The 19,225-nt window shown below is 41.7% G+C and carries 20 protein-coding genes; 10 read left to right on the forward strand and 10 right to left on the reverse strand.

Annotated elements, in window-relative coordinates; genetic code table 11:
* Nucleotides 1-270: 270 nt before the first annotated feature.
* The gene (gene gshA / locus EWV60_RS03505) at nt 271-1,425 is read right to left on the reverse strand and encodes a glutamate--cysteine ligase (RefSeq protein WP_002773150.1); all 1,155 of its coding nucleotides are present in this window, start codon (nt 1,423-1,425) and stop codon (nt 271-273) included.
* Nucleotides 1,426-1,464: 39 nt separating this feature from the next.
* On the reverse strand, nt 1,465-1,857 hold the full coding sequence (locus EWV60_RS03510; protein WP_016515004.1) for a pre-16S rRNA-processing nuclease YqgF: 393 nt from the start codon (nt 1,855-1,857) through the stop codon (nt 1,465-1,467).
* A gap of 151 nt (nt 1,858-2,008) precedes the next feature.
* Here EWV60_RS03510 and EWV60_RS03515 point away from each other — a divergent pair, with 151 nt between their 5' ends.
* On the forward strand, nt 2,009-2,911 hold the full coding sequence (locus EWV60_RS03515) for a DMT family transporter (protein WP_287231017.1): 903 nt from the start codon (nt 2,009-2,011) through the stop codon (nt 2,909-2,911).
* Nucleotides 2,912-2,916: 5 nt separating this feature from the next.
* On the opposite strand, the gene EWV60_RS03520 is transcribed toward EWV60_RS03515, so the two are convergent.
* The 3 genes from EWV60_RS03520 to EWV60_RS03530 all read right to left on the reverse strand — a co-directional run bounded on the left by EWV60_RS03520 (nt 2,917) and on the right by EWV60_RS03530 (nt 6,675).
* Nucleotides 2,917-4,167, reverse strand: a complete 1,251-nt coding sequence (locus tag EWV60_RS03520; RefSeq protein ID WP_287230992.1) for a vWA domain-containing protein — start codon at nt 4,165-4,167, stop codon at nt 2,917-2,919.
* A 313-nt stretch (nt 4,168-4,480) separates the two neighbouring features.
* Complete coding sequence (locus EWV60_RS03525; RefSeq protein ID WP_287230995.1) at nt 4,481-5,296, reverse strand: prohibitin family protein; 816 nt, start codon at nt 5,294-5,296, stop codon at nt 4,481-4,483.
* A 155-nt stretch (nt 5,297-5,451) separates the two neighbouring features.
* Nucleotides 5,452-6,675 carry a methionine gamma-lyase family protein gene (locus EWV60_RS03530; protein ID WP_287230997.1) on the reverse strand — a complete coding sequence of 408 codons (1,224 nt, stop codon included), beginning with the start codon at nt 6,673-6,675 and terminating at the stop codon, nt 5,452-5,454.
* A gap of 663 nt (nt 6,676-7,338) precedes the next feature.
* Between EWV60_RS03530 and EWV60_RS03535 the strand changes: the two genes are divergently transcribed.
* The 4 genes from EWV60_RS03535 (at nt 7,339) to EWV60_RS03550 (ending at nt 12,434) form a co-directional block, all read left to right on the forward strand.
* Nucleotides 7,339-8,172, forward strand: coding sequence for an acyl-CoA desaturase (locus tag EWV60_RS03535; protein ID WP_002733282.1), 834 nt, complete (start codon nt 7,339-7,341; stop codon nt 8,170-8,172).
* A gap of 624 nt (nt 8,173-8,796) precedes the next feature.
* Nucleotides 8,797-9,969 (forward strand): 1-deoxy-D-xylulose-5-phosphate reductoisomerase, encoded by a 1,173-nt coding sequence (dxr, locus tag EWV60_RS03540; protein ID WP_287231001.1) that lies wholly within the window; start codon nt 8,797-8,799, stop codon nt 9,967-9,969.
* Between the two features lie 482 nt (nt 9,970-10,451).
* Entirely contained in the window at nt 10,452-11,747 is a 1,296-nt protein-coding gene (proA, locus tag EWV60_RS03545) for a glutamate-5-semialdehyde dehydrogenase (protein WP_287231003.1), read from the forward strand.
* 15 nt (nt 11,748-11,762) lie between these two features.
* On the forward strand, nt 11,763-12,434 hold the full coding sequence (locus EWV60_RS03550; protein WP_287231005.1) for a riboflavin synthase: 672 nt from the start codon (nt 11,763-11,765) through the stop codon (nt 12,432-12,434).
* Nucleotides 12,435-12,522: 88 nt separating this feature from the next.
* On the opposite strand, the gene EWV60_RS03555 is transcribed toward EWV60_RS03550, so the two are convergent.
* Together EWV60_RS03555 and EWV60_RS03560 are read right to left on the reverse strand one after the other, a co-directional pair.
* The gene (locus EWV60_RS03555; RefSeq protein WP_002773170.1) at nt 12,523-12,993 is read right to left on the reverse strand and encodes a PIN domain-containing protein; all 471 of its coding nucleotides are present in this window, start codon (nt 12,991-12,993) and stop codon (nt 12,523-12,525) included.
* Nucleotides 12,993-14,180 carry an ImmA/IrrE family metallo-endopeptidase gene (locus EWV60_RS03560; RefSeq protein ID WP_016516127.1) on the reverse strand — a complete coding sequence of 396 codons (1,188 nt, stop codon included), beginning with the start codon at nt 14,178-14,180 and terminating at the stop codon, nt 12,993-12,995. Before EWV60_RS03560 ends, EWV60_RS03555 begins: the two co-directional genes overlap by 1 nt.
* 243 nt (nt 14,181-14,423) lie before the next feature.
* Between EWV60_RS03560 and ahcY the strand changes: the two genes are divergently transcribed.
* From ahcY to EWV60_RS03575, 3 genes are all read left to right on the forward strand, one after another.
* Complete coding sequence (gene ahcY, locus EWV60_RS03565) at nt 14,424-15,701, forward strand: adenosylhomocysteinase (protein ID WP_002755549.1); 1,278 nt, start codon at nt 14,424-14,426, stop codon at nt 15,699-15,701.
* A 135-nt stretch (nt 15,702-15,836) separates the two neighbouring features.
* Nucleotides 15,837-16,442: a DedA family protein gene (locus EWV60_RS03570; RefSeq protein ID WP_287231011.1), complete on the forward strand. Its 606-nt coding sequence runs from the start codon at nt 15,837-15,839 to the stop codon at nt 16,440-16,442.
* Between the two features lie 144 nt (nt 16,443-16,586).
* Nucleotides 16,587-17,165, forward strand: coding sequence for a hypothetical protein (locus tag EWV60_RS03575; RefSeq protein WP_002755551.1), 579 nt, complete (start codon nt 16,587-16,589; stop codon nt 17,163-17,165).
* Nucleotides 17,166-17,281: 116 nt separating this feature from the next.
* Here the strand turns inward: EWV60_RS03575 and EWV60_RS03580 are convergent, their stop codons facing one another.
* Entirely contained in the window at nt 17,282-17,506 is a 225-nt protein-coding gene (locus EWV60_RS03580) for a hypothetical protein (RefSeq protein WP_002740738.1), read from the reverse strand.
* Nucleotides 17,507-17,919: 413 nt separating this feature from the next.
* Here EWV60_RS03580 and EWV60_RS03585 point away from each other — a divergent pair, with 413 nt between their 5' ends.
* Together EWV60_RS03585 and EWV60_RS03590 are read left to right on the forward strand one after the other, a co-directional pair.
* On the forward strand, nt 17,920-18,219 hold the full coding sequence (locus tag EWV60_RS03585) for a hypothetical protein (protein ID WP_002773173.1): 300 nt from the start codon (nt 17,920-17,922) through the stop codon (nt 18,217-18,219).
* A complete protein-coding gene (locus EWV60_RS03590) occupies nt 18,216-18,419 on the forward strand; it encodes a type II toxin-antitoxin system VapC family toxin (protein ID WP_287231015.1) in 204 nt (67 codons plus the stop codon). Before EWV60_RS03585 ends, EWV60_RS03590 begins: the two co-directional genes overlap by 4 nt.
* Nucleotides 18,420-18,470: 51 nt before the next feature.
* Here EWV60_RS03590 and EWV60_RS03595 read toward each other — a convergent pair whose 3' ends face one another.
* The gene (locus tag EWV60_RS03595; protein ID WP_002773175.1) at nt 18,471-18,668 is read right to left on the reverse strand and encodes a DUF2283 domain-containing protein; all 198 of its coding nucleotides are present in this window, start codon (nt 18,666-18,668) and stop codon (nt 18,471-18,473) included.
* A 2-nt stretch (nt 18,669-18,670) separates the two neighbouring features.
* On the reverse strand, nt 18,671-18,934 hold the full coding sequence (locus EWV60_RS03600; RefSeq protein WP_002773179.1) for a hypothetical protein: 264 nt from the start codon (nt 18,932-18,934) through the stop codon (nt 18,671-18,673).
* Nucleotides 18,935-19,225: the final 291 nt, after the last annotated feature.

Below are 19,225 nucleotides of genomic sequence, written 5' to 3' on the forward strand. Positions count from 1 at the left end.
TTAATTGATTAGTTCGCTCCAGATTGCAAACAATTGACAAAAATTGCGGTAATGTCTGTTTCTATAAGGGTTTCATCCCTTATAACCCCCGTCCATTGCATAACACAAACCGAAGAACCGGATTAAGCCGCCATCATTACTACCGAATCACCACCCTCATTTTATCTATTATTTCTACGGTTTCGATAATTACAGCTTATCCTATCATCCTGAAAAATGTTGTCGATATAACCTCAAGAGAGCCAAATAATTAGAGAAAAAGTCTTTTATTCAGGCAACTAGAATATGTTGACATAATTTATGTTCTAACTCTCGTTCCTGTTTTTCTAGGGTAATAATCGCCTGTTTGATAATACTTTTAACATCCATCCCCTGGTCGGATTGTTTTAACCATTGTTGTGCGGTGTTACCTTCACGGAGGATTTTTTGTAGGGGAGAGAGGAAACAACTAAAACCCTTTTCTTTAGCAACGGGATAAACTTGAACATAGAGGTCTTTAATCCAATCCCTAGCTAAGATTTCCCGGCCATCGTACCAATGTCTCAGGGTGGCATCAAGACTAAAACGTGCGGCAGCCTGTTCGTTTTCTTGGGTTAAAGTTAATAAATCCTCGCTACGATTGCTACTGGGTAATTGACTTAAAATTAAGGGGTCTAATTGGGGATCTTGTAAAAGTTGAGTTAAACGGGCCTCTAAAAAAGCCATAACTGCTAATAAACTAATAGGATTAGCAATCAGGTCACAAATTCGCAATTCTAGACGATTGAGATTATAGGGACGATTGCTACCGTTAGGACGTACTGACACCCAGAGATGACGAACATTCTGCATCGTACCGAGTTTTAATTGTTCCTCAGTCCAGGTGACAAAATGTTTATGACTCTCAAAGAGAGGAACATAAGCAGGAGTTTGGGGGAAAACTTGCCAACGACGGGAATGGGAACCGGTGATTTTACCATCGAGAAAAGGAGAGGAAGCACTTAAAGCCAAGTATAAAGGAGCTTCTAGGCGAATTAAGCGACAGGCACGCATTAAATCCTCATAATCGCTAATACCGACGTTAATATGAATACTGGCCGTGACTACATTAGTGCCGTAGGTCTGTTCGATATAGTCATGATAGGGATTGTGGGGGTCACTGCGATAAAAATATTGACTATCGCCCAAGGAGAGGGTACTGCCGGGGATGAGGGTATAATCGCCTAAACGACGCAAATATTGCCGTAGAGCCAGACGAGGTTTTAAAGTAGCGCATAAAAGACGGTCATAGTTAGTCATGGGAGCCGTAGTATATTCTACGTTACGACTATCCGGTTCCCGGACAAAACCATCTAAATCCTTGACAATGCGATCGGATAAACCGATAATTTCTCCGGCTGCTGTTCCGGTATACATTTCCACTTCAAAACCTTTACTTAGGAGCATCGTCAATTCACCCTGCTGTGTCTAATTTGTAGTGTGACATTATTTGGACTGTAAATGACGTTCAATCAGCAGAATCGCTACTATATCATCAATGGGGCGATCAGGAAGACGCATACCTTGGGGGATGAGTTTCTGTAATCCTTTGGGGGGGAACATTTGCCAATAGCGATCGCGAGCTTCTAGGGTACTATTGCGTTCATCTACTAGAGTAATCGGGACGGTGACACGAGCGGCAATTTTTTCGCGCCAACTTTTTGAGGTGGTTTGATTCCCCATCACCAATAATTCGATCGGATATTGTTGACAGAGACTGGCTAAACGCTCGATCGCTTGTGACGATGCTATCACCTCATGGGTATAAATTTTCCCTGTCGATGACCTGACCGCGATTCCACATTTATCCTTACCCGGATCAAAACCGAGAATACACATAGTTTTTATCTTCTGCAGCAGTGGTCGGTTTTATTAAATCACTAAATCAGCGACTGTTTTGATTGTCAAGGGTGTGGGGTGTGGGAAGTGGGGATAATAAATAAAAATAGTCTCGGAGTCTTCTTAATACTGTCTCCTGACAAATATGATAATGCTCAACGGATTTAGTCTCGGTGAAAATTTAACGGGAGAGATAGCGGCTTTGAGTGCGGCGGCGCTTTGGGCGGTTTCTGCGGCGATTTATAGCCTATTAGGCCAGAAAATCCCGCCTTTATTGCTTAATTTTCTGAAAGGAGTAGTCGCGATCGCTTTAATTGCCCTGACGCTGCCCCTTTCCGGACAATGGCACGATGTTAATCAACAAAGTTCGGTATTTATACTCTTGACAAGTGGCGCAATTGGTATAGGAATCGGTGACACGGCCTATTTTACCGCCCTTAATTATTTGGGACCGCGAAAAACCCTCCTGTTAGAAACCCTTTCGCCTCCGTTGGGGGCGATTCTAGCGGCGACTTTTTTGGGGGAATCCCTGAAAATATCGGCTTATATTGGCATTATTTTGACCATCTTCGGGGTTGCTTGGGTTATTTCCGAAAAAACTCCCGAAATCAATAGTCAACGCCCCTGGCGGCAAGGAATTGCCTGGGCTTTAATTGCGGCGATTTCCCAAGCGGTGGGGGCGGTTTTATCTCGTCAGGCACTGGTGCAGTCGGGAATGTCTTCTTTGCAGAGTGCCCTGTTTCGTCTGTTAGCGGGGACGGGAATAGTGTTAATTCTGATGTTTTTTCGCCGTCAGGAATCATCACCACCGATTAACTGGTCATTGCGTCTGATTGCTATTATTATTGTCACTGCTTTCGGCAGTACGTTTTTAGGCATTTGGTTACAGCAAACTGCTTTAAAATTCTCTCCTGTGGGTATTGCCCAAACTCTCACCGCTACCAGTCCTTTATTTGTCCTGCCGATCGCAGCCATGATGGGGGATCGGATTAACTTGCGGGCGATTTTCGGAGTGATGATTGCTTTGCTAGGAATTGGGATTTTGTTTCAATAAGTGGTTTATTCATCGGTTTGTAGTCTTGTTTTAGCAATAATACGGGTTTTCTTTAAATCTCCCTCGCTCAATTCTTCTCCCACCTGTAAACGGGTGGCATTAGTTTGGAGGACAGTGGCGGCATTTTTCTCTCCCAATTGTAGGGCCGTTTTGGCTGCGGTTTGTAGCATGGTGGCTGCGGCTGCTCGATCGCCCTGTTTTAATTTTTCTTCGGCGATTTGGGTTTGACGATATTTGGCTAAAGTCAGAATTGATTTCTGAACTTGATCGTTTAATTGGGATTGATAGAGAGCTTGGGAGGTGATATCAAGGTTAAAAGTCGCAGTTTCTAGCCCTTTTTGACCGGAAGCGGGATCATCGTAGCGAATCTTCACCTTAGCTATGGTGTGAGTACCGGGGGGAATTTGGTCAATATAGAGATTGAGGAGGAGAATTTTTTCTTCATCTATCATTAAATCCCCCAAACGGGTGATGTAAAAATTCCCCTCTTTTTGTAAGCTCATTTCTATAGTTTCTGGGGCAACTTGGGCAATGGGTTTTAACTCCGCTAAATGAGTCCGAGCATCTAATTCTAATTGCAGGAAAGCGTTAGTTAACCGCACAGATTGCAGACGGTTAAACAGACGAGTAAATTCAATTAAAGCCTGTTCGGGTCTTTCGATATAGGATAAACTTCCGCCGGCGATATCGGCAATTTTTTCTAGGATATCTTGATTCCAATGATCGCCAAAACCGAAGGTATTTAAGGTGATACCGTACTCAGCTGCTACTGCGGCTAATTTTAAACAGCGTTGATTATCTCCGTGTTCATTTTCACCATCGGTAAGCAGAAAAATATGAGATACATAACCTTTGCTTCCGCTGGAACTTTCTTGAATGCCTAATTTTATCCCTTCATCGATCGCCGTACCTCCTCCCGCTCGTAATTGTTGAATTTTTGAGCTTACCCTGGTCAGATCATCCTGTCGCGATTGGGAGGGAAGAATAACTTTAGCGCGATGATCGAAAGCTATCACCGAGAGACGATCATTAACTCCGAGGGATTCTATTAAACTTAAAGCCGCTTTTTTGACCGTTTCTAGGGGTTTTCCCTGCATAGAACCGCTATGATCGAGAACTAAACAAAGATTAATTGGTAAATTTGTGTCAATCTGTTCACTGGTGGCGGCGATCGATAGCATCAGTTGACGTTGACTGCTGCTTTGATTAGCATCGATATGACTGTCACTCAAGGCCGATTTTAGAGTTACCTGCATAAGAGTTTTAAATCGTGGTCGTTGATATTTATATTCTAATGAGTATAGTTAGATTTGTGCTTATTTTACCGTCTGGTATCGAGTTAGACAAGTTCGAGCATTGAGTGCATCTCATTTTTGTCAATCTACGATGCACACCTGTGGTTGTTCATATATTGGGAATAATTTAAGAATCACTGATAATTCTCGATTGTCGATATTTCTACAAAGTTAAGATGCGGCCCCAGCAGTTCTTGTGGGAAATTTTACCGTAGCCGGCCCTATTCTTTCGTGGAAGTCATGGCAAAATCTCTTGAATGCGAACTAAAGTTATTTACTCTTTTTGAGATGATAATAAATTGGAATCGATGTTAATCAGGGGAAGGGAGCCTGAACCAGTCATGACGACAGGAAAACGTCCATCCCACTTTTCGATTGCTCGTTGTTGTAAAATTTCTGCTGTTAGGTTTTGGCGCAATAGTTTTTGAGCTTCTGCCTGTCCCTTTGCGCGGTTGATTTCCGCTTTCGCTTCCTGTGCTGCTTGTTGTGCGCGAAAAGCAGCTTCTTGTGCCTTTTGTTCTGCTACTTGTTTGGCTTCAATCGCCGCGTTAAACTCTTCGGAAAAACCAAAATTAACGAGAGATACATCATTGATAGTTATCCCATAACGTCTTAATCTTTGGGCGAGGGAAGTGTCAATTTCACGTTTGAGTTCTCCTCGCTCTTGCAAGATATTTTGTACGGGACGTTGTGCTGTTGCCGCTTTGACAATTTCCGATACTGCTGGGTTGATAATACCAGAGACAATCTCATTTATATCCCCAACTTGTTGATAAATCTGATTGACTTTGTCGGGGTCGATGTGCCAGTTAACGATAATAGTTGTTTCCACATCTTGCAAATCTTTGGAAGATCCTTTTGCCTTTACTTCCGTTGTTTGGACTCGAACGTTGATGGGCTTGATCTTGGTGACAATCGGTATAACAGGATGAATTCCTTCATCGAGGATTTGTTTTTGCACTTTGCCAAAGTACATGACAACGCCGCGTTCGCCAGTATCAATAACGGCAAAAGGGCGCAGTATGGTAGTAAAAGCTAATATTAAAATTCCCCCCGCCATTAATGGTATTATATTGCGATTGTAATTCATGACAACTCCTTAGATATTTGATCGGTTTTATCGTACCACTGTTATTATAATCCTGTTTAAAAAGTATGGGAAAGTGGGGAGAAACAATCCATAACTGAGTTTTTAAAGTTCGATTGGGATTAACTAGAGGAGAGAAGGAAAGTGAGAGGGCCCGTTTAAGATAAAGCGGCGATCGCTTGTTCTAAAGCTAGGGAAATATGGGTCCAATGGGTTCCCCCCTGACAAAAAACGATATAGGGTTCCCGGAGGGGTCCATCGGCGGAGAATTCCGAGGTGCTACCATCGATAAACGTGCCACCAGCCATCACTACTTGGCTCTCATAGCCCGGCATTTGGGCAGGAATGGGATCCAAGTAGGAACCGATGGGAGAATAGGCTTGAATGGCTTTACAGAAGGCAATCAGCTTATCGGGGGAACCGAGTTTAATCGCTTGAATAATATCGCGTCGAGGCACAAAAGGAGCAGGATTGACCGGATAACCCAACTTATCACCCACATAGGCAATTAAATGACTGCCTTTCATCGCTTCTCCCACCATTTGCGGCGCTAGAAACAATCCCTGATAAAGGAGACGATTTTGGTCAAAAGTTGCCCCTCCCTCGCTACCGATCCCCGGTGCTGTCAGACGATAGCAGGCCATTTCCACTAATTCCGCTTTACCTGCTATGTATCCCCCGGCCGTGACGATTGTACCTCCGGGGTTTTTAATTAGAGAACCGGCCATCAGATCTGCCCCCACGTTGGTGGGTTCTTGGGTGCTGATAAATTCTCCATAGCAGTTATCGACAAAACAGACGGTATTCGGGTTTTGTTGTTTAACTATACGGACAATTCTCTCGATTTCGTCAATAGACAAACTCGATCGCCAGGAATAACCGCAGGATCTTTGAATATGCACTAAACGGGTTTGGGGTTTCACTGCTGTTTCCAAAGCCAACCAATCGATCGCACCGGTAGAATCTAGCTCTAATTGGCGATAACTAACGCCAAAATCCTTTAAAGAGCCTTGACCACTGCCCCTAATTCCAATTACTTCCTCTAGGGTATCGTAGGGCGCACCGGCTACCGCTAACATTTCATCCCCTGGTCGAAGAACCCCATACAAGGCACAGGCGATCGCATGGGTTCCTGAAACAAATTGTACCCGCACCGCCGCCTTTTCGGCCCCCAGGGCTTGGGCGAACACTTGATCTAAAGTATCCCGTCCCAAGTCATCATGACCATAACCACTAACACTAGCAAAATGATGCACCCCGACGCGGTTTGCACGAAAAGCAGCGAGGACTTGACGGAGATTTTCCTTGACCTGTGCGTCAATTTCCGAAAAGATGGGGAGTAGGGCCTTTTCTGCCCTGTGGAGTAGAGAGGGGATATCCATCAAACAATAGACTGTGATATTTGTTACTATTTATCCTAAATGTCGGGTGAAGACCGTTCGGCTGATCTCACGGCCGAAGCTCTCGGTTTTACAGAAGCGATGAAACAAAAGCCAGCCTAGAACAGCACTTCGACAAGATCAGTGACACGAAGCACGATTAAAAATAATTGTCCAGTCTCCTGACAAAATCTCGAATAGCTTCTTCTTTTAAGGGTCTTGACCTATCTGGGCAAAATAGCTACCATACAAGTATAGCGGATAGGGTAATCAACCGCTCTAAAAACCCATGTAGTCTAATCACTACGCTATCTGCACCTTGACAATCAAGATCTGGGGTTCTGCCTAATTGTTCTAGTTTCTACCTGTAGGTAGGTAAAATCTTTGCAGGAACTAGACAAAGCAGTATTTGAAGCTAACACTTCAATTCAAGCAAATTTTGTAGAAATACAACTATCGTGGGGCATACGAAAAGTAATGCTTGGGGAGAGAACCACCTCTGGGTTGGATAACGCAAGGCATCTAATTTAAGTGGACTCGTTGAACCAAGAATCCCTCGCTTTTAGCGACGGGAGTGTCAATAAGCGTCAAAGTTTCCCCTGTGTCAAATCGAGACGGATAAGACAATGATGCTCTGTCTCCTGTTGTTTCCCTTTGGGTTATTCAATGACTGTTGCGACTTCCGAAAAACTGCCCATCGACTGGGTGACTCTCATCTACATGGCTTTTATCCACTTAGTGGCTCTTTTAGCCTTCTTGCCTGGCAATTTTAGCTGGGGTGCTGTGGGAGTGACATTGATTCTTTATTGGATTACTGGGGGTTTAGGAATTACCCTCGGTTTTCATCGTTTGGTCTCCCATCGGAGTTTTAAGACTCCCAAATGGTTAGAATACTTTCTGGTTTTGTGCGGAACCCTCGCTTGTCAGGGGGGTGCGATCGCATGGATAGGTTTACATCGTCTTCATCATAAATATTCTGATACTGCTCCCGATCCCCACGATTCTAATAAAGGTTTCTGGTGGAGTCACATGGGTTGGATGTTGCACGAAATTCCTGCCGACGAAGAAATTGCTCGTTTTACCCAGGATATCGCCGACGATCCTTTCTATAAATTCTGTCAAAATTATTTTGTTCCTATCCAAATTGTTTTAGGCTTAATTCTCTATGCTATGGGTGGTTGGCCGTTTGTAATTTGGGGAATTTTTGTGCGCTTGGTCTTAGTTTTCCACTCTACTTGGTTTGTCAACAGCGCCACCCACAAATTCGGTTATGTTAGCCATGAATCCCACGATAATTCTAAAAATTGTTGGTGGGTTGCCCTCTTAACTTTCGGTGAAGGTTGGCACAATAATCACCATGCCTATCAGTATTCTGCCCGTCATGGCCTACAATGGTGGGAAGTTGATCTGACTTGGATGACCATTCGTCTGCTGCAAATTCTGGGATTAGCTACTAATATTAAGTTGCCTCCCACCACAGCAGTCACGACAGAAAGTTAGTTTTATCCAGTTGTTAAATTAAATCTAGCCGAACTTATGTTTAAGTTCGGTTATTTTTTCTGCTATTTGTGACTTTCCCTCACCTATAGGTGAGCAGCAGAAGTTATTCAAAGAGGGCGAATGCAATTCGCCCCTACAATAATATTATTGCGCCAATAGTAGGGGCGCAACGTGGTCAGTGAGTTTATCGAACTGCGGGCGCCCAAAATGTCCTATAGATATTTCAACCAAATTGAAATGCACCCAAATTATCCCTATTCTTCTTCCTTGTACACAAAAAGCAGAAGAGCCGAATCCCTTTCATTAATGTTGCTGCTGCCGAACATTGACTGGGGAAAGCGCAACCCATCGGGCCAAGAGCGAAGGATAACCAACCAAAAACGTAAACACACAGGGGAAATAAGAGGCAAAAAACCAGACCCCCCGCTAGACAGCCTAATCCATTGGCCTTTCTATTCGATTTCTTCTCTGTCACCATTTCTATCGCTGACTTTTTCTAACCCTTGCCACAAAAAAGTCAAAATAGCAACTTTTTTAACAAATATTTAATATTTACGCTGATGTGCCGGAAAGACCCCAGAGAACGTATATTAAAAGCTAATCCCCAAATTATAGTAAGTTTCTATGAAAAAAATCTCAATTTTAGGCTCTACTGGCTCGATCGGAACTCAAACTCTCGATATTGTCACCGATCATCCCGATAAGTTTCAAGTGGTAGGATTAGCCACGGGTAATAATATTCAACTACTATCGGAGCAAATTCGGCAATTTCGCCCGCAAATCGTGGCGATTAATAACGAAAGTCAACTAGAAGACCTAAAAAGCCTAATTTCCGACCTTGACTATACCCCGATTATCCTAGCAGGAAAGGAAGGAGTAATCGAAGTGGCCCGTTATGGCGATTCCGAAAGCGTCGTCACGGGAATTGTCGGTTGTGCGGGATTGCTGCCCACGATTGCCGCTATTACTGCCGGTAAAGATATCGCCCTCGCTAATAAAGAAACCCTGATTGCTGGCGCTCCGGTGGTGCTGCCTTTAGTGGAAAAACACCGAGTTAAATTATTACCTGCTGACTCGGAACATTCAGCTATTTTTCAATGTTTACAGGGAGTTCCCACTGGGGGATTAAAAAAGATTATTCTCACCGCTTCTGGGGGTGCTTTTCGGGATTTACCGGTGGAAAAATTGCCGCAAGTAACCGTAGCTGATGCCCTGAAACATCCTAACTGGTCGATGGGCAGAAAAATTACCATCGATTCGGCTACTTTAATGAATAAAGGTCTAGAAGTTATCGAAGCTCATTATTTATTTGGTGTAGATTATAATGCGATCGATATTGTTATTCATCCCCAAAGTATTATTCACTCTTTAATTGAGTTACAGGATACCTCGGTTTTAGCCCAATTAGGCTGGCCCGATATGCGTTTACCCCTGTTATATGCCTTGTCTTGGCCCGAAAGAATTTATACCGATTGGGAACCTTTAAATTTAGTTAAAGCCGGCAGTTTAACCTTCAAAGAACCCGATCATCAAAAATATCCCTGTATGGGATTAGCTTATGCGGCCGGCCGCGCAGGTGGGGCAATGCCAGCAGTATTAAATGCAGCTAATGAACAAGCGGTAGCATTATTTTTAGAAGAAAAGATTAGCTTCTTAGATATTCCCCGGGTGATTGAAAAAGTTTGCGATCGCTTTGCGATTCATAACAGTTCTACCCCTAGCCTAGATGACATTTTAGCCGCCGATGATTGGGCGCGTCAAGAGGTATCTAACTGTCTGATTGCCAATCTGGTCTAGATAGTCTAGATTCTGTAGGGATGTTAACTATAATGTCTCTACAGGTCTAGGATATAAAAATCACTAATTTCGGCTATTTTTTCTATTTAACTAGATTTATGATGATCATGACAAGAGTTGATAACCTTCAATAAACCTCGAAAATAAAGATTAAATTGCCTAAAATCAGGGTTTTCTTATTCTTTGTGTGATAAGTTTAACTTATATAGGATCGATCTTTGTGTCCTTTGTGTCTTTGTGGTTCGTTCTAGTCGCTCGCTGGCAGGACTGTATCTTAGAGTACATTTTACCCACCAAACTCAAGAGAGCCAAATCTGTAAATAGACCATTTAATTGACTATTATTCATTCTTAATTCTCCTGACTACTGACTCCTAACCCTAACAACAATTTTTGGTTTTTGCAATGAGATCTAATGACCCTGAAACTTTCTCAAAAATAAGATAAAATAAACAAGATAGCGGTTATTACGTTTAATTTTCTATGGTTACAACTTCTCTATCCCTCCCCGAAATCGCCAGAGAAACCCGTCAAGCGAGTCGTCAACTGGCTATTCTGACTAACGAAGAAAGGAATGAAGCTTTAGAGGCTATTGCTGAGGCTTTGACTGCCAATGCTGATAAAATACTAGCAGCTAATATCGCCGATGTTCAAACAGCCAAGGCGATGGAATTATCTCCGGCTTTATGTGCGCGTTTAGAGTTAAGTTCTGGCAAATTAAAAACCGCCATTGCCGGGGTGCGAGATCTGGCTAAATTAGCAGATCCTTTAGCTACTATACAAATTAATCGGCAATTAGATCAAGGTTTAATTCTTCGGAGAATAACCTGTCCTTTAGGGGTTTTAGGGGTTATTTTTGAAGCTCGTCCCGATGCTTTAATTCAAATTACCAGTTTAGCGATAAAATCCGGCAATGGCGTTATTTTAAAAGGGGGGAAAGAGGCGCTCCGTTCTTGTCAAGCTTTAGTAACAATTATTCATCAGGCATTGAGTCAAACTAAAGTTAATTCGGCGGCGGTGCAATTGTTAACAACAAGAGAAGAAATTCAGGAACTATTAAAACTTGATCAATACATCGATTTAATTATTCCTAGAGGTTCTAACGAATTTGTTCGTTATATCCAAAATAATACCCGCATTCCTGTCCTCGGCCATGCCGATGGTATCTGTCATCTCTACATCGACAAAGAAGCCGATTTAAGCAAAGCAATTAGGATTACCGTTGATGGTAAAACCCAATATCCTGCCGCTTGTAATACCATTGAAACTTTATTGGTTCATCAAGACATCGCTAGACAATTTTTACCCGCAGTGGCCCGAGCATTAGAGGAAAAAAAGGTTAAATTATTGGGAGATGAAGCAACTCGTCAGATTATTAACGTACCATCGGCCACAGAAGAAGACTGGCAAACCGAATATAGTGATTTAATTCTGTCAATTAAAATTGTTGATAGTATAGAATCGGCAATCGAACATATTAATTATTACGGTTCTCGACACACGGAAGCCATTGTCAGCGAAAATTTTAACACGGCCAAAACCTTTAGCGATCGAGTTGATGCCGCCGGAGTTTTTCATAATTGTTCCACCCGATTTGCCGATGGTTTCCGTTACGGTTTCGGGGCCGAAGTGGGTATCAGTACCCAAAAAATGCCTCCCCGCGGTCCGGTGGGATTAGAGGGATTAGTGACCTACAAATATCAATTAGTGGGAGATGGTCATATTGTCGCCGATTATTCCGGGGAAAATGCCCAATCTTTCACTCATAAGGATTTATAGTCGAGAAAAAAGCCGATGTTTACAGGATTAATTCAAGCCTTGGGAAAAATTCGGGTCGTGGATACTGATAGACTATATTTGTCTGTATCCTCTGATACAATTCTCCAAGATTTAATGATTGGTGATAGTGTGGCTGTGGATGGAGTTTGTTTGACAGTCGAGGAAATTCTCTCAGAGGGTTTTGTGGCCACCGCTTCCCCAGAAACCCTACAGCGCACTACTTTAGGACGAAGGATTAAAACAGAAACCAACGTTAACCTAGAAACCTCTTTGCGGGTGGGTAGTAAAATCGGCGGTCATTTTGTCACCGGTCATGTGGACGGAATTGGCTGTTTAGTCGAATCGATAATCGTGGCTAATTCGTGGGAAATGACCTTTGCTGCCCCTAGTTCCCTAGAAGAGCAGTGGAATAACTACATAGCTCGTTATATCGTCGGTAAGGGCAGTATAGCTGTTAATGGCATTAGTTTAACCGTGGCCGATTGTGATGCCTCCGGCAGCTGGTTTAAAGTGGCAGTCATCCCCCACACCTACGCTGAAACCAATCTTTCCCATTTAAAATTAGGCGATTGGGTTAATCTAGAAGGGGATATTTTAGGCAAATATGTGGAAAAATTGCTAGGAATGCGCTCTTATCAAGCTCCCACCGAGATTAGCCTAGAATTTCTGGCTGAACATGGTTATTAGTTTTCCAGAAAAAGCCTTTTCAACTAGAAATCAATTCTGCACCACTGATTATATAAATTTATTGGCAATTTATCCATTAATTTTAGTTTTAAAATTGCCAACCTTCCCGCTCCATTAAACCCTGAACATTGGTACAATCGATAGAAAAGTGTTGACAGACTGTGGGGATTTTGGGAGCATTAGGCTTCAAGGCTTCTTCGGTAATTACGCAACCGTCTTTTATCTTGGCACAGGCAATAATAAATGGGTCAGCCACTGGCTTTCCTTGTAATCTTGCTTTTTGACTCACTAAATCCTTAAAGTTTCTTATAGAAAAAATTTCAGGAATAAATAAAGTTTCCTGAGCAGTGGGTGGTAAAAATATTTGTTTATTGAAGTCTATCCAATCTAAAACAAATTGTTTATTATTGCCATATTCTACTTCTTTAAGCACTTCGCGTACTGATTTTAGTTTACCTTCTGACACAAGCAAATCGATTTTTTGCCAAACGGTAGGAAAACTTTTGGGAAAATAGTTTCCTAAAACCTTAAAACTACTTGTGTCAAAAATGTAAACCATCAAAACAGTCCTTTGTCTAATAAATATTGTTCAAGTTTTTCCACCGTAGCAACTTTTTTAATGTTTAGATAATCAGCAACACGCTCGATATCGTATTGGCCTTGATAGTATTTATTGAACACAAGTTTTAGGTAATTTTCTCCCAAATATGTCGCCTGATTAGCATAGGGATTACCTCCAGATTTTTTATTTTTGTCCTGACTTTTTCCCACCTGCTCACTGTACCACTCGCTTACTTTAAGAGTATATTCTTTCTGGGAGATTAAGTTATTATCTAATAGTTTTCGTAAAACTACTTCTCGACTAACCTTATAATCACTGGAAATTTTCGAGATAATTTTATCGTTATCGTTAACGTTAACTATTGTTTCTCTGATTATCTCAGAAAAAACATGATTAGGAAGCAAAAACTCCGCAGCAAATTTATTACAAAATATCTCGATATATTTATTTTCTCCTTTCAAACTATTAATATATCTATCGTCAGACTTAGTAATTCCATTAGTCTGCAAAAGAATATGTGCTAATTCATGAAAAATGGTAAATATTTGTCTAGATTTTTCCGTGCTATTATTAAGATAGATGATTGGAAATTCAATATCTATCAAGCAAAATCCCGAAATTTCTCGCTGCTTAAAAGAACGCTTAAAAATAAAAATACCAGCTTCTTCCACGGCACTCCGCCATTTTTTTAAGGCAGTTTCCTGATCATTCCAGGTCAGTTGTTCTTCTAGAGTAACGTTTAAATAATTTCTGATCTGTTCGGCTAATATCCTTAAATCATCCCTAGAGCTAACCGCAATATCCTGAAAGATTTTCTTGGTACTAGGATTAATACCATTATTAATTTCCTGTAGCGACAATTGCATCGCTTTTGCTTGTCGTAAAGCATAGATAGTATCGGCGGCCAGGTTTTCGATTTCAAAGTCTGGCAAAGTTCTAAATTCTTGTTTTTCCTCCGCTTCTAGGGGAGGTTCTGGGAAAAAGAATAAAGCGAGAGGACGTTTATATATTTCTGCTAACTTTTCCAATTGACTATAGGTAGGAAAGTCCTCTCCTGACTCCCATTTCTCGATAACAGAAACATCTTTTTTAAACTTGACCGCCACAGACTCAAGAGAATATCTCGCCCTTTCTCTTGCCCATTGGATTATCTTGGGATTAACGCCTGTCAGTTTCTCGCCCATCACTTTATCTTATCATCACCAGATAGAGATTTCTAGCTTGATTTAGATCATACAGTAGTTTTATTGTACTAAATAATCGGACAAAATAGAGACGATGTACCGATTTCTGGATAGGTCAGCGAGGAATTGATAACTTTTTCCTATATAAAAAACCAGCCGAAAGCTTGACATTAGCCAAAATACCCAGACAATGTTAAGTTAAATTAACCAATAGCCGAGGCTTGTATTTAAGGAAAACCCCTTATGGTAGCAACACCAGTTCAACAGAAATACGACATCAAAGATATTAGTTTAGCCCCCATCGGCAAACAGCGCATCGAATGGGCCGGACGGGAAATGCCCGTTTTGCGTCAATTAGCCGAACGTTACGCCATCGAAAAACCCTTTGCTGGACTGCGTTTAGTCGCTTGCTGCCACGTTACCACCGAGACCGCTAATTTGGCCATCGCACTCAAAGCCGGTGGCGCTGATGCGTTACTGATTGCCAGTAATCCCCTTTCCACCCAAGATGATGTGGCCGCTTGTTTGGTCGCTGATTACGGCATCCCCGTTTATGCAATCAAAGGGGAAGATAACGACACCTATCACCGTCACGTTCAAATCGCCCTCGATCATAAACCCCAGATTATCATCGATGATGGTTGTGATGTAGTGGCCACCCTAGTTAAAGAAAGAAGTCACCAATTACCCGACATTATCGGTACTACCGAAGAAACTACCACCGGTATCGTCCGTTTGCAAGCCATGCTCAAAGCCGGGGTGTTATCCTTCCCCGCAATGAACGTTAACGACGCAGAAACCAAGCATTTCTTTGATAATCGCTACGGTACAGGTCAATCTACCCTTGATGGTATCATTCGCGCCACCAATATCCTTCTTGCCGGTAAAACCGTGGTTGTGGCTGGTTATGGTTGGTGTGGTAAAGGTGTGGCTATGCGGGCCAAAGGTTTAGGTGCTAATCTAATTGTCACCGAAATTAACGCCGTGCGTGCCATTGAAGCGGCGATGGACGGTTTCCGGGTTATGCCCATGGATGAAGCCGCTAAAGAAGGCGATATCTTCATCACCGTTACCGGTAACAAGCACGTTATCCGGGCTGAACATTTTGACCTGATGAAAGATGGGGCGATTGTTTCCAACTCCGGTCACTTTGATATTGAAATCGACCTGCAAGCTTTAGGTGCAAAAGCCGATAATGTTAAGGAAGTTCGCAACTTTACCCAACAATATAGACTAAAAAGCGGTAAATCCGTCGTTGTTATCGGTGAAGGTCGCCTAGTTAACCTGGCAGCCGCCGAAGGTCATCCTAGTGCCGTTATGGATATGAGTTTCGCTAACCAGGCGATCGGTGTAGAATACTTGGTTAAAAATAAAGGTAAATTAGCCCCCGGCATCTACTCAATTCCCTACGAATTAGACCAAGAAATCGCCCGCTTGAAACTGCAAGCCATGGGGATTGAAATCGATACCCTCACCGAAGCCCAATTAGAATATATCAACTCCTGGACTTCCGGAACCTAATATCAGTTATCAGTTATCAGTTATCAGTTATCAGTTATCAGGAGTCGGTCGTCAGGAGATTGCTTTTATTTATTCTTGCCACTCCCCCACTCCCTTTTTTTTACTTTAAAACTGTTTTCTAAATCCTAAAAAAATATGACTGAATGGATTACAAATACAATGACTTCTATGGGCTATTTAGGCATAGCCCTATTAATGTTTTTAGAGAATCTTTTTCCTCCCATTCCCTCGGAATTAATTATGCCTCTAGCGGGTTTTACCGTCCATGAGGGACAAATGCAATTTATTCCGGCAGTGGTAGCGGGGATTGTCGGAACCGTAGTCGGAGCGATACCTTGGTATTATCTCGGTCGAGTTGTGGATGAGGAAAAAATCGAAAAACTAGCCGATAAATACGGCAAATGGATTACCGTTTCCGCTAAAGATATTCAAAAAGCTAATCAATGGTTTAACCGTCACGGTAGTAAAGCGGTTTTACTCTGTCGTTTGGTCCCCGGAGTACGAACTTTGATTTCCCTACCCGCCGGGATGAATCACATGGCGATGATTCCCTTTTTAGTTTACTCCACCATCGGCACGACTCTCTGGGTCGTTTTTTTAACGGCAGCAGGTTACTTTTTAGGGAAGAATTACCCCCTTGTGGAAGAATATCTGGCTCCGGTCTCAAAAATAGCTCTACTTGTCCTCGTTATCTGGTTTATCCTCTGGATTATCCGCAAACGTAACCGCCGGTATGAGTAAATGTTGATCATAGGTGGTGCGTTACGACGGATTGTCACCTTCGAGTCACAGCAGCAATTTTTGCCGTCTAACGTACCCTACGTTTTACTGTATCAGACTTATCTGAAATGACTATATTTTGTGAAAAAGCAATAAAATAAAATCATGAAAAAGCAAATTATGTCATTTTTAAGGCTCCTCTTGGGATTTGGTCCATGGCTGGCTTTTCTTTTTATTGCCCACGGTAGCTTATTTCGTCTTAAATTAGCATTGATTATCGCTTTAGTTCTGAGCATTATCATGGGCGTTACTCGGTTGCACCGAGGGGTAACTTTATGGGTGGGGTTGTTTTTCTTTTCCTCCGCCTCGTTAGCCGTGATTGTTTTCAATAATATGTGGGTTGTCAAACATATAGGGCTTGGAGCTTCTGGTTTACTGGCTATCTCTGCCTGGCTGAGCATAATTTTCGGCAAACCCTTTACGATAGAATATGCTAAACAAGAAGTTGATCCCTCCCTGTGGAACAATCCAACTTTTATCAAAATCAATATGATCATCAGTTCAGCTTGGGGTTTAACTTTCACAATTAACGCCATTTTAGCCTGGGGAAAGATGGAAAAACTTATCCTTCCTGAACTGGGTTATGAAATTATCAGTTATTTCCTTTTGATTACAACGTCAGTATTCACAAGTTGGTATCCTGATCATGTCCGAAAAAAAATTAAAAATACTCCTCATAGGTAGTGGACTGTTTCAGCTAAAATAGGGCAATAGATTTCGGCTTAAAGTCTTAGATTATAGAATTTATAGCATTTTTCTAATACACCAAATTAACTGAAACAATCCACTCTGTTTTACTACTAATCACGCCGGCTACTCAAGAGGGCCGTGATCAGCAAATAGGCCAACGTCACCCCGATACTGATTTGGAAGGAATAGGGAGCGGCGCGGTATCGATACCAACTAGAAAAAGATTCAAGAATTCTCAGGGTGAACAACACCACCCAATTTAAGGAAAGCATTAGGAGGTAAAAAAACGCCCCGACTCCCAACGACTGCACAAAACGATTTTTTAATAAATCCATAGCCCTAACCAAGTTAACTCGAACTCTTACAAATTAATTATATGTTATAATCATAGATTAACTAATTTTCCCAAAAAAATTAGCATTACTTTTCTCCATCAATACTAAACACAAGCACGATACTGAAAATGATAGGAATTGTCGGTAATGCCTCATCCTCAGAAAAGGTAAACTCAACTTTACTAGGCATGAGCAGATGCCTCTTGGTCATCCTGAATCGTCTGCCCCAGTCTAACGCACCCTACTGGACTGTTTCAGCTAAAATAGGGCAATAGATTTCGGCTTAAATTCTTAGATTATAGAATTTATAGCATTTTTCTAATACACCAAATTAGCTGAAACAGTCCACTACGTTTTACTACGTTTTACTGCTTATAAAGGGGCAAAAGGATAAGAATATACGAGGTTTTAATATGCCAACAATTAAACTACGTTCTCAGATTGGTAGAGATGGAATCTTACATTTAGATATACCGTCCGATTTTAAAGAAACTGAAGTAAATGTTACAGTAACCGTTGAAGCGGTTCAAGAAGTCAGTGAAGATTTAGCAAGTAGAAAAGAGGAAAGAAAACCTCGCTATAATGCTTGGGGCAACCCAGTAGTAGAGCAATCTATTACCCAAGCTATTTCAGGAATGCGCCGCCTTCAAAAAACTGTAGCTTTACCTAAAAGTGAAATTCGTGCCATGCGAGAAGAAGGGAGACGGTTTTGATTGAGTTCGTTTTAGATTGTTCGGTAGCAATTAGCTGGTGTTTGGTCGATGAAGATAACGATTATGCTAATGCAGTATTAGACATAATGCCAAACGCCGAAGCATTTGTTCCCGAAATTTGGTCTTTAGAGATTGTCAATACTCTCCTAGTCGCAGAAAGAAGAAATCGGATGACGGTCGAGCAAAAAATAATCCAATAATACTTTAAAACACAACATCTAAGACTTCGCCATATATCTAACCGACAGAAGCTAGGAGATTGATACCAACGCAGCAGGGGTATCTTCTGAAATAAATTGTCGGAAGTCTAATACTTCGATAAGAGCTAGCATATCGTCATTAGAATAGTGTAAGATAACCTGTCCATCTTCTTCTGCATAACTGATAGGTTTATCCGATAACTTAATTAACAGGGTATCAACATCTTTACTGTATTTAATCTTTTTCATATCTACTTGTTTTTCCAGGGTATAAAGTAATAATTTAGATAAATTGGTTCTTCTAAATCCGCTTCTGGATCTGTTAACAACTCATTAGGCAAGGGTAAGGATTCCCCCCTAGATAAATTAACTTCTGCCATGTCCACCAGCGCACTGGCTAAGGACCGGCGGACTGCTGCTAGATCATTTCCCCAGGAAATCACGCCGGAGAAATCCAAGACTTCTCCATGGACTCCCTGTTCCAGAAATTTATACATTGCTTTGTAGGTAAGCATCCAATTCAGCAATTCTCATTTTGAAATAAATAGAGCATTAACCCCGATTTTGGCATGGGCAATATAGTACAAAATAGCTATTTTTGAGGAAAGGCGATCACTAAAAAAACAATTGGCTGGACAAATTAAGTATAAATACTCAAGCAATCAAAGAGGTTGGCTGAGAACGAACGGGGTTAATTCAGGAAGATAGTTCTGTTTTTAGAATAGGGAATTCAAGGGAAATAAAAATTTATAATTATTGTCAGCTAAGGTAAAATGGGTGAGTTAGAAATCCACCAGCACGTCAAA

This window comes from Microcystis sp. Msp_OC_L_20101000_S702 (genome assembly GCF_007095705.1).
Classification (GTDB): domain Bacteria; phylum Cyanobacteriota; class Cyanobacteriia; order Cyanobacteriales; family Microcystaceae; genus Microcystis; species Microcystis ichthyoblabe_A.

What these genes read in the sequence shown, in the direction of transcription:
- gshA (WP_002773150.1), bottom strand. Translation starts at nt 1,425, where the DNA reads ATGCTCCTAAGTAAAGGTTTTGAAGTGGAAATGTATACCGGAACAGCA.
- EWV60_RS03510 (WP_016515004.1), bottom strand. Translation starts at nt 1,857, where the DNA reads ATGTGTATTCTCGGTTTTGATCCGGGTAAGGATAAATGTGGAATCGCG.
- EWV60_RS03515 (WP_287231017.1), top strand. Translation starts at nt 2,009, where the DNA reads ATGCTCAACGGATTTAGTCTCGGTGAAAATTTAACGGGAGAGATAGCG.
- EWV60_RS03520 (WP_287230992.1), bottom strand. Translation starts at nt 4,167, where the DNA reads ATGCAGGTAACTCTAAAATCGGCCTTGAGTGACAGTCATATCGATGCT.
- EWV60_RS03525 (WP_287230995.1), bottom strand. Translation starts at nt 5,296, where the DNA reads ATGAATTACAATCGCAATATAATACCATTAATGGCGGGGGGAATTTTA.
- EWV60_RS03530 (WP_287230997.1), bottom strand. Translation starts at nt 6,675, where the DNA reads ATGGATATCCCCTCTCTACTCCACAGGGCAGAAAAGGCCCTACTCCCC.
- EWV60_RS03535 (WP_002733282.1), top strand. Translation starts at nt 7,339, where the DNA reads ATGACTGTTGCGACTTCCGAAAAACTGCCCATCGACTGGGTGACTCTC.
- dxr (WP_287231001.1), top strand. Translation starts at nt 8,797, where the DNA reads ATGAAAAAAATCTCAATTTTAGGCTCTACTGGCTCGATCGGAACTCAA.
- proA (WP_287231003.1), top strand. Translation starts at nt 10,452, where the DNA reads ATGGTTACAACTTCTCTATCCCTCCCCGAAATCGCCAGAGAAACCCGT.
- EWV60_RS03550 (WP_287231005.1), top strand. Translation starts at nt 11,763, where the DNA reads ATGTTTACAGGATTAATTCAAGCCTTGGGAAAAATTCGGGTCGTGGAT.
- EWV60_RS03555 (WP_002773170.1), bottom strand. Translation starts at nt 12,993, where the DNA reads ATGGTTTACATTTTTGACACAAGTAGTTTTAAGGTTTTAGGAAACTAT.
- EWV60_RS03560 (WP_016516127.1), bottom strand. Translation starts at nt 14,180, where the DNA reads ATGGGCGAGAAACTGACAGGCGTTAATCCCAAGATAATCCAATGGGCA.
- ahcY (WP_002755549.1), top strand. Translation starts at nt 14,424, where the DNA reads ATGGTAGCAACACCAGTTCAACAGAAATACGACATCAAAGATATTAGT.
- EWV60_RS03570 (WP_287231011.1), top strand. Translation starts at nt 15,837, where the DNA reads ATGACTGAATGGATTACAAATACAATGACTTCTATGGGCTATTTAGGC.
- EWV60_RS03575 (WP_002755551.1), top strand. Translation starts at nt 16,587, where the DNA reads ATGAAAAAGCAAATTATGTCATTTTTAAGGCTCCTCTTGGGATTTGGT.
- EWV60_RS03580 (WP_002740738.1), bottom strand. Translation starts at nt 17,506, where the DNA reads ATGGATTTATTAAAAAATCGTTTTGTGCAGTCGTTGGGAGTCGGGGCG.
- EWV60_RS03585 (WP_002773173.1), top strand. Translation starts at nt 17,920, where the DNA reads ATGCCAACAATTAAACTACGTTCTCAGATTGGTAGAGATGGAATCTTA.
- EWV60_RS03595 (WP_002773175.1), bottom strand. Translation starts at nt 18,668, where the DNA reads ATGAAAAAGATTAAATACAGTAAAGATGTTGATACCCTGTTAATTAAG.
- EWV60_RS03600 (WP_002773179.1), bottom strand. Translation starts at nt 18,934, where the DNA reads ATGCTTACCTACAAAGCAATGTATAAATTTCTGGAACAGGGAGTCCAT.